Annotated in this window: 13 protein-coding genes, 1 pseudogene and 1 riboswitch; of the genes and pseudogenes, 10 read left to right on the forward strand and 4 right to left on the reverse strand. The window is 32.8% G+C overall.

Translation table 11 applies throughout. The features are described from left to right. Positions 1–105: 105 nt before the first annotated feature. A complete protein-coding gene (locus tag COJ46_RS15350) occupies positions 106–585 on the forward strand; it encodes a GyrI-like domain-containing protein (RefSeq protein ID WP_097975396.1) in 480 nt (159 codons plus the stop codon). Positions 586–844: 259 nt separating this feature from the next. Here the strand turns inward: COJ46_RS15350 and COJ46_RS15355 are convergent. After that, a pseudogene (locus COJ46_RS15355) lies at positions 845–1,509 on the reverse strand (O-methyltransferase). Between the two features lie 187 nt (positions 1,510–1,696). Here COJ46_RS15355 and COJ46_RS15360 point away from each other — a divergent pair. Next, positions 1,697–2,074: a VOC family protein gene (locus COJ46_RS15360; protein WP_097975394.1), complete on the forward strand. Its 378-nt coding sequence runs from the start codon at positions 1,697–1,699 to the stop codon at positions 2,072–2,074. 49 nt (positions 2,075–2,123) lie between these two features. Here the strand turns inward: COJ46_RS15360 and COJ46_RS15365 are convergent, their stop codons facing one another. Beyond that, a complete protein-coding gene (locus tag COJ46_RS15365) occupies positions 2,124–2,609 on the reverse strand; it encodes a QueT transporter family protein (RefSeq protein WP_097975392.1) in 486 nt (161 codons plus the stop codon). A gap of 5 nt (positions 2,610–2,614) precedes the next feature. Beyond that, positions 2,615–2,659: riboswitch (PreQ1 riboswitch) on the reverse strand. Positions 2,660–2,843: 184 nt separating this feature from the next. Between COJ46_RS15365 and COJ46_RS15370 the strand changes: the two genes are divergently transcribed. Then, the gene (locus COJ46_RS15370; RefSeq protein ID WP_097975390.1) at positions 2,844–3,797 is read left to right on the forward strand and encodes a carbohydrate kinase family protein; all 954 of its coding nucleotides are present in this window, start codon (positions 2,844–2,846) and stop codon (positions 3,795–3,797) included. Between the two features lie 416 nt (positions 3,798–4,213). On the opposite strand, the gene COJ46_RS15380 is transcribed toward COJ46_RS15370, so the two are convergent. Beyond that, on the reverse strand, positions 4,214–5,371 hold the full coding sequence (locus COJ46_RS15380) for an iron-containing alcohol dehydrogenase (RefSeq protein ID WP_097975387.1): 1,158 nt from the start codon (positions 5,369–5,371) through the stop codon (positions 4,214–4,216). 23 nt (positions 5,372–5,394) lie between these two features. Further along, on the reverse strand, positions 5,395–5,931 hold the full coding sequence (locus COJ46_RS15385) for a flavodoxin family protein (RefSeq protein WP_097975385.1): 537 nt from the start codon (positions 5,929–5,931) through the stop codon (positions 5,395–5,397). Between the two features lie 338 nt (positions 5,932–6,269). Here COJ46_RS15385 and COJ46_RS15390 point away from each other — a divergent pair, with 338 nt between their 5' ends. From COJ46_RS15390 to COJ46_RS15420, 7 genes are all read left to right on the forward strand, one after another. Then, a complete protein-coding gene (locus tag COJ46_RS15390; RefSeq protein ID WP_097975384.1) occupies positions 6,270–6,590 on the forward strand; it encodes a winged helix-turn-helix transcriptional regulator in 321 nt (106 codons plus the stop codon). 333 nt (positions 6,591–6,923) lie between these two features. Next, the gene (gene hppD, locus COJ46_RS15395) at positions 6,924–8,039 is read left to right on the forward strand and encodes a 4-hydroxyphenylpyruvate dioxygenase (RefSeq protein ID WP_069034473.1); all 1,116 of its coding nucleotides are present in this window, start codon (positions 6,924–6,926) and stop codon (positions 8,037–8,039) included. A 12-nt stretch (positions 8,040–8,051) separates the two neighbouring features. Beyond that, entirely contained in the window at positions 8,052–8,663 is a 612-nt protein-coding gene (locus tag COJ46_RS15400; protein ID WP_097975382.1) for a flavin reductase family protein, read from the forward strand. A gap of 4 nt (positions 8,664–8,667) precedes the next feature. Next, positions 8,668–9,564, forward strand: coding sequence for a fumarylacetoacetate hydrolase family protein (locus COJ46_RS15405; RefSeq protein WP_098566034.1), 897 nt, complete (start codon positions 8,668–8,670; stop codon positions 9,562–9,564). A 10-nt stretch (positions 9,565–9,574) separates the two neighbouring features. Further along, positions 9,575–10,726, forward strand: a complete 1,152-nt coding sequence (locus tag COJ46_RS15410) for a homogentisate 1,2-dioxygenase (protein ID WP_097975378.1) — start codon at positions 9,575–9,577, stop codon at positions 10,724–10,726. 174 nt (positions 10,727–10,900) lie between these two features. After that, positions 10,901–11,983, forward strand: a complete 1,083-nt coding sequence (gene hisC / locus COJ46_RS15415; protein ID WP_097975377.1) for a histidinol-phosphate transaminase — start codon at positions 10,901–10,903, stop codon at positions 11,981–11,983. Positions 11,984–12,237: 254 nt separating this feature from the next. Beyond that, positions 12,238–12,558 (forward strand): hypothetical protein, encoded by a 321-nt coding sequence (locus COJ46_RS15420; protein WP_097975375.1) that lies wholly within the window; start codon positions 12,238–12,240, stop codon positions 12,556–12,558. The last annotated feature ends 99 nt before the right edge of the window (positions 12,559–12,657 follow it).

The following is a 12,657-nucleotide window of genomic DNA, read 5'->3' on the forward strand; positions in this document are numbered from 1 at the left end:
ATCTCCTAAACAGTATCATTTTTTGACATGATTTAAGTTTATTATAAACGTATCAGCTGATGAAATAAATCGCTTGATAAATTTTAAAAAAGGAAGGTTTTTAATATGACAAATTATAAATTAGAAGAAAAAGACAGTTTTAGAGTTTTAGGAATTGGAATTGAACTTAAAAGCGATTATACAGATTATGTAGGGATCAACAAAGAAAAGGAAAACTTCTGGGGGGCTATTAAAGAAGATGGTAGATTAAACGTTTTAAAAGCCATAGCTACAAATGACTATATTTTTTCTGTGAACGAAGCTGTAAATAATAAGATGATGCATTATGCTGGAGTCATGACTGAGGCAACAGTTCCTGAGGAATCTAGAGATATTCAATTCCCTAAAGGAGAATACCTAGTTGTAGAAGGAGAAGGGAATACAGCTGATGAATTGTGTAATAATCTTGCTGGCATCGCCTTTGGTCAAGTATTACCAGAAGTAAAGGATTTTGCCTATGTTGGTGGGCCAAACGCAGCGGTTATTATGGGAAATCGAAACGGCTTAGTCTTTGGAGAAATGTGGATTCCTGTTGTGAAAAAATAATGAAAAGGGGGAAGTAATTACCGTTGATTTCAAAAATGTTTCTACGGTAGATTTAGAGACTTCCCCTCCTGTGGAGTATACAACCGTAAGCTGCAATTATTACGATTAATTAGTAAAGAAGTATGGACGGATACTTATTGTTCATACTTCTTTTTTGCTTATTTAGCATCCAATTCAATTAAATTTAGTACTGACCAGGACTTGTAATATCTTGCCCAGAGCTTAATAAACCCATATCAATAAAGTTAATTTTTGGATATTATTTAACAACACCAATCACAAAACCATCATATCCTTTTAATCCAACAGTCTGAATTGCTGTAGTGTCAATACGAGGGTCAGCGGCTAATAGATCCATTAATTGACGTACACCCTTGATACTTTCATCTTGACTCGTTTCATAAATTACCTCTCCGTTTCGAACGACATTATCTACAATAATTAAAGCGCCTGGACTTGCTAATTTTAATGCCCAATTTAAATAGTGAGGATTATTTGGTTTATCGGCATCGATAAATACGAAATCAAATAAAGGCTTTGATTCTTTTAATGTTGGTAATGAATCTAACGCTTTTCCTATAATAATTTCTACTTTTTCTTGCAAATTTGCTTTTATGATATTTTGTTTGGCAACTTTTGCATGCTCATGGCTAATTTCTAAGGTTGTTAATTTTCCATTTTCGGTAAGTGCACGAGCTAACCAAATACTACTATATCCACCTAAAGTACCGATTTCTAAAATGTTTTTAGCACCTTTAATTTTTGCTAATAGATAAAGTAATTTACCTTGAGTAGGAGACACATCAATACTAGGTAAACCGGCTTGATCATTTGCAAGTAATACATTTTCTAATATAGGATCATTCAAATTAGTTTTTCAATAAAATATTCATCAACATCGTTCCAAATTACGTTATTTGGCAAGATTACTTCCCCCTTCTTTGTACTTACTGTTTCAAAAAAAGTATATGGTATTGTTTGATAAAAATGCTTCTACAGGAAAATAGTCATACACATGAAGTGAAAATTCATACTTATTCGGTTTGTTTTGCAGAATTGTGTTTGCTAAAATAAATAGGTAGTAAAATTAACCAGTAGAGGAGATTTTTATATGATTAATAAAATCGGTAAAGTTACTGTTTATGTAGAAGATCAAGAGCAAGCAAAAGATTTTTGGATTAATAAAATGGGGTTTGTTCTAAAAATAGAAATGCCAATGGGACCGGATGCTAAATGGATCGAAGTAGGTCCAAGCGAAAGTGAATTTACTACTTTAGTTCTATACTCTAAACCTTCAATGGAACAATTTAAACCAGAAAAAATAGCTCATCCATCTGTACTTTTTAGCACAACGGATATTGAAGCTGCTTATGAAAAAATGAAACAAAATGGCGTAAAAGTTGATGACCTGATGAAAATGCCATACGGTTCAATGTTTAATTTCTACGATCAAGATGGTAATGATTATTTATTAAGAGAAGACAAATAATACATAAGAAAAAGAGTTGTTTCTATATAGAGAAACAACTCTTTTTTACTTAAATAAGATGTTCGAATTTTACTCGTTTATTTAAATAGTACATAATCGGTATACCAACAACCATCACTACAAATTCACCAATGGCTGTAATTAAATAAGTCATAGGGAAAGGTAAATGAAATGCTAGTTTTAATTCGATTGCGATTAAGAACATAGTAATCGTAAATACAACCGTGTTAACAATCATTCTCGGTATAATACCTTTTATAAATTTTGACGTTGCAATTGTAATTAATAATGAAATAATCGATTGGCCAACACCAAAGACTAAATCATATGCCATTATTGGAGAAAAGAAAAAATTAGCTAATATAACTCCTAAAACTACTCCATATATGTACTTTTTATTAAATACGACTAAGTGGTTAAAAATTTCGGATACACGAAACTGTATATTCGTAAACCCGAACGGTTGAATAAAGTACGTAACTGCAATATAAAGTGCAGCAAATACTCCATTAACAGTAATTGTCTTTAACTTCATTTTGTTTCTCCTTAGTTTTTTTTCGTGGGAGGTTCTCGAACCACGTAAAAAATATATTTTTTAAACGTAAGAATAAATATTATACTTAAAAATAATTTTAGTCAATAATAAAAAAGAAACTAATTATGAAAATAAGTTCAAAAAAATACTTTATAAAAAATGTATTATACTGGTATAATTATTTAATCAAAACAATTTATTTTTCTTTCAGTTTAAAATGAAAGGACTGACAAAATGACAATTCCTTCTAATCCATATATATTAGTATTTGGTGTTTCGATATGTGATATTATCGGGTTTACGAAAAAAAATTATCGTCCATATGATTCAAATCCAGGCAGTGTGAAAGTATCGTTTGGTGGTGTTTGCCGTAATATTGCAGAAAATATGGCAAAGATCAACTTAAATACAAAGTTTATTTCAGTCATTGGTGATGATATCAATGGAATCAACATGTTAAATCACGCAAAAAATATGAACATAGATATGGAAGACACGTTAATTATTAAAGGTGAATCTACCCCAACCTATTTAGCCATATTAAATGAAAGCGGAGAAATGGTCTCTGCAGTAGTAGATTTAGATATCACAAACAATTTTACAAAGGAGTTTATAGACTCCAAAGCAGAGGTTATTCGAAATGCTGAATATATGGTAGTTGACGCGGATAATCCAAATATTTTGGCTTATTTATTAACAAATTTCCATAATGAAACAAAATTTATTTTAGATCCAGTTTCTGCTTCAAAAGCTTCAAAAATAAGAGATTATATTCAATATTTTCATACGATTAAACCAAATCGTCATGAAGCTGAAGTGCTATGGGGAAATGAAATTACATCAGTTGAAGATGTACGAAAAGCTGGCCGATATTTTAGAGAATTAGGCGTAACAAATGTTTTCATTAGTTTAGATGCAGAAGGAATTTATTATAATAACGGAATAGAAGAAGGTATTATCCAAGCCGATGGAGTTTCAGTCGTGAATGTAACAGGAGCGGGAGATGCTTTAGTTGCTGGGATCGGATATGGCTATATGAATAATATGAGCATTGTTGATACAGTTAAATATTCGGTTTCAATGTCTTCTATTACAATTTCACATGTCGATACGATTAATCCGAATATGTGTTGTAACGTTGTAGATCACCATATTAATGAACTTAATTGGGTAGAAATGCAATTTTAATTGAGAACCTTTTAGTGGGTTCTTTTTTTGTTTTTGATTAGAAAATTGCCAGTAAATTTAGGTAAGTAGCAGCTAGATTTGAAATTGCAAATATAATTAGTAAAGCTAAGTGCAAAGAAAATTAGTGAGTGCAAATAAGGTCAGTGAAGTCGCCAATAAAATCATGGATAGGTGTAATTAAAGTCTGTGAAACTGCAAATAAATTTGAACTGCAAATAAAATTAGCAAAACAGCAATTAAAACCAATAAAACTGCAAATAAGCCAACAAGAAACCTCTGAAAAATATAAAACAGTAGATAGTAATCAAAAAACTTAATAAATCGAACCAAAAGGGTATTGGTTCAGAACAATAAAGATCAACTATCACACACATACTGAAAAAAGAACCTCGCTTAATACAAGGTTCTTTCCATCATTAAAGAGAACGAACTAAAATATCTCGTGCACTTTCTTTATTCAAAATTTTGTAACAACCAACTACTGGTTTTACGAATGATTTTTCTACTAACTCGTCTAGACGTGAGTCGTCAATTTGATAATCTGCTAAACGGTTTGGTGCACCGATTGAGTTCCAAAAACTTCTTAGTGCTTGGATCCCTTCTTTTGCAACTTGCTTTGTTGTTTTTCCTTCTTCAGAAATTCCAAAAACATTTGTTGCTAGCATTTTAATTCTGCTTGGATCATAGTCTAAGCAGTGACTTAACCAGTTAGGGAATATGATTGCTAATCCACCGCCATGTGGAATATCGTAAATGGCAGATACTGCATGTTCAATCTGATGTGATGCCCAGTCGCCGCCATCTGTACCGTTTAATAACGTATCATTAAAGGCTGTTGTTCCAGCGTACATAATTGTTTCACGTAATTCATAGTTTTCTAAATCCTTAACAAGCTTTCCACCAGCTTCGATTACAGTAATTAATAAACTTTCGATAAAGCGGTCAATCATATGTGTATTGCTAGCACGGTGGAAATATTGCTCTAATGCATGTGACATAATATCAACAATTCCATAGATTGTTTGATCGATTGGTACCGAGAATGTATAAGTAGGGTCTAAAATTGAAAATTTAGGAAAAACGAATGGGTTACTCCATCCTCTTTTTTCATTTACTTCCATATTAGAGATGACTGATGTGCAGTTCATTTCTGATCCAGTTGCTGCTAAAGTTAAAACAGTACCAAAAGGAGTTGCACTAGTTGGTTGGGATTTTCTAGTTATAAGATCCCACACATCTCCTTCGAATGGAACGCCAATTGCGATTGCTTTAACACAATCGATTACACTGCCGCCGCCTACTGCTAAAATAAAATCAATTTTGTTATCTTTACAAATTTGAATTCCTTTTTGCACAGTTGTTAGTCTTGGGTTTGGTTCAACGCCAGAAAGCTCAAAAATCGTTTTACCACTTAGTTGGTTCATTACGTCATCATATACGCCATTTTTTTTAATACTACCGCCACCATAAACGACAAGTATATGATGATATTCTTGTACTTCATTTGCTAATTGTTCAATTTGATTTTTCCCAAACCATAATTTAGTTGGGTTATGTTGTAAAAATGGAATCAAGGTCTTGCTCCTTCTAGTTGTACTTACTTATTTTTTAGTGTTGTGTTTAGTAATTGGGCTTGCTGAATGGCTAATTGATCTTCCAATATTGCTCCAGGTGAATTTCCGGTTCCAATAATATGTCCTTCAAGTGTTGCTCCAACAAATTCGAAAATATGTTTAAATTGTAAAATTAATGGTAGTGCTTTAATTTTTGGCTGATCGCCACCAACAATTACGACATACATTTTTTTGTTTTTCATTTTTTCAGCGAATTGTAGATCTTTATTACGTAGACTTTGAGACCAACGATCAATAAAGTTTTTCATGTATCCACTCATTCCATACCAATATAAAGGTGTTGAAAAAATAATCGTATCATGCTCTAGCATTTCTTTAACAATTTCCTCGTAATCATCATGAATTGGTTGGAAGCCATTTGGCTCATGTCTTTGGTCGTTAATTGCCTTTATATGTTTATGACGTAATTGTACCTCCGTCTTGGCAACATCTTTTGTAATGAGATTTGTTAGTTGCTCTGTATTTCCGTTTTCCCTAGAACTACCATGAATGATAAACATATTGTTTCCACTCCTTTTTGAATAAATTATGTTTGTAATTATGAATGATAACGATCTTAAAATAAAGTACGTACTAAAAAGTACCTATAAAACTTTTTGGATCAACTAAGTCTGTAGAACTAAGTTTGGGCTTTTTATAACTGATAAATATTTGAACTATAAATTATTTGTATGCTATATTTTATGAACATTTACTGTTGACTGCAAAATCATTGTTAGGACAATAGTTATATATCCACAATATATGGTGATATTTTGAAGTTTTCATTTGTACTAAAAGAGTTAAGTAAAATAATTTTAATTTTAATTAAATAGTAATTAGCAATGATGGAGGATATATGAAAGAATATAATATGCCGATTGAAGCAGCGATTGAGGTAATAGGTGGTAAGTGGAAATGTATCATACTTTGCCATTTAGAAACTGGTAAAAAAAGAACGAATGAGCTTAGAAAACTGATGCCTAAAATAACTCAAAAAATGTTGACACAGCAATTAAGAGAGTTAGAGGCAGATGGTCTAATTAATCGTATTGCTTATGATCAAATTCCACCTAAAGTGGAATACGAATTAAATGAATACGGTAAATCAATGAAACCAATTTTGGATCTCTTATGTGCATGGGGCGGAAATCATATAAAGAAAAGCAAAACGAATTAATACGATCGTTATAAAATTAAGAAACGACAAAAAATTTATTAAATTGAAAATTTTTTGAAGGAATTTAAAAAGAAGTGTAGAAATATTTATTTAGAGACTACTATATAAATGTAAAATCGATTCATAAAACGATGATTATATTAATATAGTAGTAAAGGTTGTGTGTTCGTTAGGGAAATTCCCATATATTTCTAAATGGTATTCTTGGCGAATTGTCATCCTTGTTAAGAATTTTTTTTATGCGGTTTATTTGTTTTGTAAGCGTTTACTTAACGCTCTTACATAGTTTTTTCTTTTCTTTACAAAAATCGTAATTTATAGGGGGAAATTAAAATGAAACAAGATGAATTAAAACAAACAAATACAAGCTATGATGTTTTTCCAGTATCAGATGTGCATCATTTAGAATTATATGTAGGGAATGCGAAACAAACAGCTTATTTCTTCGCAAACACTTTTGGATTTACACCAGTAGCATACTCTGGTTTAGAAACAAAAGTACGTGATAAAGTTTCTTACGTATTAAAAAATGGTACGATCCGTCTAGTTATTACTGGAACTTTAAAAGAAGATTCTAAAATTGCTGACTTCATTAAAAAACATGGCGATGGTGTTAAAGATATCGCTTTATTAGTAGATGATATCGAAGCAGCGTATCAAGGTGCAGTAAGCCGTGGAGCAATTAAAATTTTACCTCCAACTGAAGTTAGCGATGAGTATGGAACAGTTAAAAAAGCTGTAATCGGAACTTATGGTGATACAATTCACACATTAATTGAAAAAGGCGATTACAATGGTCCTTTCTTACCAGGATATAAAGATCGTGCTTTCACAATTCCTGTAAATGAAACAGGACTAATCGCATTAGACCATGTAGTTGGTAACGTTGAAAGAATGGAAGAATGGGTTTCTTATTATGAAAATGTAATGGGATTCCAATCAATGATCCATTTTGATGATGACGATATTAGTACTGAGTATTCTGCATTAATGTCAAAAGTTATGACAAATGGAAGCAGAATTAAATTCCCAATTAATGAACCAGCTGAAGGTAAAAAGAAATCACAAATTCAAGAGTACTTAGACTATAACAATGGACCAGGCGTACAACATATTGCTTTATTAACTGAAGATATTGTTGATACAGTTACTAAGCTTAGAGCTTTAGGTGTAGAATTCTTAAAAACACCAGATACGTACTATGATATGTTAACAGAGCGCGTTGGAAAAATTGATGAAGATATTGAGAAATTAAGAGAATTAAAGATTTTAGTTGACCGTGATGATGAAGGGTATTTATTACAAATTTTCACTCGTCCTATCGTTGACCGACCAACTTTATTTATTGAAATTATTCAACGTAAAGGTGCTAGAGGATTTGGTGATGGTAACTTTAAAGCATTATTCGAATCAATCGAGCGCGAGCAAGAACTTCGAGGAAATTTATAAGGAGTTGTAACAATGGAAATTAGACCGGATACTTTACCATGGCAAGATGCTTATAAGCTGTTAATTGGTTCAGTGTTGCCTCGTCCGATTGCTTTTGTTTCAACTGTAAACTCAGAAGGTGTAGCGAATGTTGCACCTTTTAGTTTCTTTACAGCGATTTGTGCTGACCCAATGTTAGTGTGCTTTGCACCAATGATCAGAGGTACAGACGGCGAGAAAAAAGACACATTAAAAAATATTGAACAGACGAAACGATTTATTATTAATATTGTAAGTGAAGAAATTTGCGAACAAGTTAATAATGCTGCTGCAGATTTTCCATATGGAGTAGATGAATTTGAACAAGTTGGTCTTACAAAAGTGGATGGAACAACTGTGCAAGTTCCTCGAGTAAAAGAAAGTTTAGTAGGACTAGAATGTGAGCTTCATGAGCTACTACATTTTGGTGAGAACAAAGGTGCTGGAAGTTTAGTAATTGGTAAAGTCGTTAATGTTCATATAAATGATGAATTATATGTAGATGGCAAAATCAATACTGAAAAGCTAAATCCAGTTGGTCGCCTTGCTGGTCATTCTTACACTCGTGCTATTTCTGATACTTTTGCAATTGAAAGAAAAAGGTGAAGGTATGAAATTTATAACTTTTCAATATGATGGTAATGAGCGTGCAGGATTATTAGTTGAAGATCAAGTAATCGATCTTCATAAAGCTAGTAATGGCCGAATTCCAGTGGATTTACTAACAATTCTAGAAAACTATGATTTATATAAAAATGAAATAGCAGAAATAACAGGAGAAGGTATTCCACTTTCTTCCGTTCATTTGCGAGCACCATTACCAAAACCACAAAGTATTCGTGACTTTTATGCCTTTGAGGAGCATGTGAAAACTGCTCGCGGCAGAAGAGGTCTAGAGATGATACCTGAGTGGTATGACGTACCAGTTTTCTATTTTACGAATCATCGAGCGGTTATTGGACCTGAGGATCATGTCAGCATTCCAATTAATTGCAAAAAGATGGATTTTGAATTAGAAATCGCTTGTATTATCGGTAAAGAAGGTAAAGATATCCCAGTTGAAGAAGCCAATGATTATATTTTTGGCTATACAATTTTAAATGACTGGAGTGCTAGAGATATTCAAGCACATGAAGTAAAGGTTGGCTTAGGTCCATCAAAAGGTAAGGATTTTGCTACTTCTTTAGGACCTTGCATTGTAACGAAAGATGAAATTGAGAAATTTAGAACAGGTAAAAGCTATGATTTGAAGATGACAGCTGCAGTTAATGGAAAAGTCATTTCTAGTGGCAACTTTTCTTCAATTTATTATTCCGTTCCAGAATTAATTTCTCATGCTTCAAAAAATGTAACGCTATATCCAGGTGATGTGATTGGCTCCGGAACTGTTGGAACAGGTTGTATTTTAGAACTTGGTGAAGAAATACATCGCTGGTTAGAAGATGGAGACGTCGTTGAGTTAAGCATTACAGGTTTAGGTACATTACGAAATACTGTAAGAAAGTGAGGGGAAGCGTGTGTATTATCGTAGTCTAGGTAAGATTCCAAAGAAAAGACATATTCAATTTCGTAAAGAAGATGGATCATTATACAGAGAGCAGGTAATGGGAACAAAAGGATTTTCAGGTACTCAATCTATTTTATATCATAACCATATGCCTACATCCGTTAGTGAAACATCATTTTATAAATCACTTCAAATCGAATTTGAAGAACAAACATCCCTGCAACACCGCCATATTCGTACAAACAATTTAGAGCGTACAGGTGATGCTTTAGAAGGAAGAGTATACGTTTTAGGTAACTCTGATCTGTTAATTGCAGTTGCTAACGTAACGGAAGAAAGCAAGCATTTTTATCGAAATGGTGAAGGAGATGAAATGTTCTTCGTCCATTACGGTTCAGGTGAAATCCAAACAATGTTTGGAACAATTACTTACCGTAAAGGGGATTATATCATGATCCCTATTGGAACAATTTACAAAGTAGTTCCAAATGATGATACGAAGTTTTTAATTGTTGAGTCAAATAGTCAATTAACAACGCCAAGACGTTATCGCAATGAATATGGCCAAATGCTTGAGCATAGCCCATTTTGCGAACGTGATTTTAGAGGACCAGAAACATTAGAGACATATGATGAAAAAGGTGAATTTACTGTTCTAACTAGAGCAAGAGGAAACCTTTATAAACATGTCTTAACACATCATCCATTTGATGTAGTAGGTTGGGATGGGTATTTATATCCATGGGCATTTAATATTGAAGATTTCGAACCGATTACAGGAAGAATTCATCAGCCACCACCAGTACATCAAACATTCGAAGGACATAATTTTGTAGTGTGCTCATTTGTACCAAGGATGTATGATTATCATCCTGAAGCAATACCAGCGCCTTATGTACACAGTAATGTAAACAGTGATGAAGTCCTTTACTATGTAGAAGGAAACTTTATGAGTAGAAAAGGGATCGAACAAGAGTCTATTACATTACATCCATCAGGTATTCCACATGGACCACATCCAGGTAAAACTGAAGGCAGTATTGGAAAGAAAGAAACATTAGAACTAGCAGTTATGATTGATACATTTAGACCACTTTACGTAGTAAAAGAAGCACATCAATATGAAGATCCGGCTTATATGGGTAGTTGGATTGAAAAGTAGAGTCTTTTGATTCTACTTTTTATTTGAATTTGAAACAAGCTATGCTCAAGATAACGCAGGTATTATGGAACTAGATAATTTGAAATATTCTTGAAAATAGTACTAGATTAACAGCTTAATAATATGATAAACTGACAACATTATACAAAACTTTGAATAAAAGGAGAAATAAGCATGTACGTGAAACCACAAATTTTGACTCTTCAAGCATACACACCAGGAAAACCAAGTGAAGTAGTCATGCGTGAATATGGTCTAGACAAAGTAGTAAAACTTGCATCAAATGAAAATCCATTCGGATGTTCTCCAAAAGTTTTTGAAGAACTACGTAATGTAGTAAGTAAGTTTGCGATTTATCCAGATGGAGCGACAGAAGAAATTAGTAAGAAATTAGCAAACTTCCTAAATATACAGCCCGATCAATTAATATTCGGAAGTGGTGCTGACGAAGTTATTCAAATGATTAGTCGAGCGTTGCTTACAAAAGAACATAATATTGTACAAGCATCACAAACTTTTTCACAATATGCTCATCACGCAGTTATTGAAGGTGCTGAAGTTAGACCTGTACCTTTAGTGAAAGGTGTACACGATTTAGATTCTATGCTTGAACAAGTAGACGCGAATACTAAAATTGTTTGGATTTGTAATCCAAATAACCCAACAGGTACATATATTGGAAGCCGCAAATTAGTCGAGTTTTTAGAAAAAGTACCAAGCTCAACTTTTGTAGTTGTTGATGAAGCTTACGTTGAATATGTATCAGCATCAGATTTCCCTGATACAATCTCATTACTAAATAAATTTGAAAATCTAATTGTATTAAGAACATTTTCAAAAGCATACGGCCTAGCATCTTTCCGAATTGGTTACGGAATCGCAAATAGCAAATTAATTCAAGAATTAAATATCGCTAGACTACCATTTAACACTTCAATGCTATCTCAAGTAGCAGCAATAGCAGCACTTGAAGACCAAGTCTTTATTAAAAACTGTGTTGAACAAAATAAAAAAGGCATGGAACAATACGAAGAATTCTTCAACAGCTATGGAATCGAATTCTACCCATCTCAAGCAAACTTTATATTTGTTCCACTTGAAAACAGCCAAGAAATCTTTAAAGATCTAGAATCAAAAGGATACATTATTCGTGCATTCCCTAATGGAATTCGAATTACAATCGGAACTGCTGCTGAAAATGAAGGACTAATCTTACATTTAAAGCCAGCATTAACGAAAAATACTTCTACAATCTAATTAATTGGAAAATCGTCATTTTTAAGAATGACGATTTTTTTTGATTTATCTATATATAACGAATATAGGTGAAGACAAGCTTTATTAAAAATTGCAAAACAGGAATGTAATATGCGAGCTTGTTCAACTAAATGGCAGTTTAGTTGCTTAAGGATTATCTAAATATCATATGAAAAAGGCGAAATTCCCCCAAGTTACTAATACCAGTTGTTTAGATATAATTTAATTAAATCAAACAGAAAGAGGGGATTTCATTGACCCGTAAGACCTGGTTATTTATTTTCCTTTGTTGCTGCATCCTTTTCATCTCTTTGCATGCGACTCCTTCCGTTGCGATTCGAACGAAGTTATTTTTCACGTTTCATCCAAAGAGTGCGCTAACATCAAAGATTTCGCTACAAGCAAGAGAGAACAAAGGTTATCAACCGTATCTACATAACCACCATGCGAAGGCATATCAGATTAGTAATCCGCCGTCATCAATGCAAGTAAACGATTTTATCGTTTACCAAAAAGGATTTATCTTCTCGGCTAAGTATCTAGATAACGAGATGGCTAAAATCAAGAATTGGTAAGGGAAACAAAAAGAAGTGTCAATGTTGACGATTCTTAGTTATATCTTTATGCGAATGGAAAATAAAAAAGTTATTGAACTAACGCATGCGTTTGTTGAA

The sequence above is a fragment of the Bacillus sp. AFS077874 genome (genome assembly GCF_002566505.1).
Classification (GTDB): Bacteria; Bacillota; Bacilli; order Bacillales; family Bacillaceae_G; genus Gottfriedia.

Excerpts from the sequence above, each read along its gene's own strand:
- COJ46_RS15360 (WP_097975394.1), top strand. The coding sequence starts at position 1,697 with ATGATTAATAAAATCGGTAAAGTTACTGTTTATGTAGAAGATCAAGAG.
- COJ46_RS15385 (WP_097975385.1), bottom strand. The coding sequence starts at position 5,931 with ATGTTTATCATTCATGGTAGTTCTAGGGAAAACGGAAATACAGAGCAA.
- COJ46_RS15400 (WP_097975382.1), top strand. The coding sequence starts at position 8,052 with ATGGAAATTAGACCGGATACTTTACCATGGCAAGATGCTTATAAGCTG.
- COJ46_RS15390 (WP_097975384.1), top strand. The coding sequence starts at position 6,270 with ATGAAAGAATATAATATGCCGATTGAAGCAGCGATTGAGGTAATAGGT.
- COJ46_RS15365 (WP_097975392.1), bottom strand. The coding sequence starts at position 2,609 with ATGAAGTTAAAGACAATTACTGTTAATGGAGTATTTGCTGCACTTTAT.
- hppD (WP_069034473.1), top strand. The coding sequence starts at position 6,924 with ATGAAACAAGATGAATTAAAACAAACAAATACAAGCTATGATGTTTTT.
- hisC (WP_097975377.1), top strand. The coding sequence starts at position 10,901 with ATGTACGTGAAACCACAAATTTTGACTCTTCAAGCATACACACCAGGA.
- COJ46_RS15370 (WP_097975390.1), top strand. The coding sequence starts at position 2,844 with ATGACAATTCCTTCTAATCCATATATATTAGTATTTGGTGTTTCGATA.
- COJ46_RS15350 (WP_097975396.1), top strand. The coding sequence starts at position 106 with ATGACAAATTATAAATTAGAAGAAAAAGACAGTTTTAGAGTTTTAGGA.
- COJ46_RS15405 (WP_098566034.1), top strand. The coding sequence starts at position 8,668 with ATGAAATTTATAACTTTTCAATATGATGGTAATGAGCGTGCAGGATTA.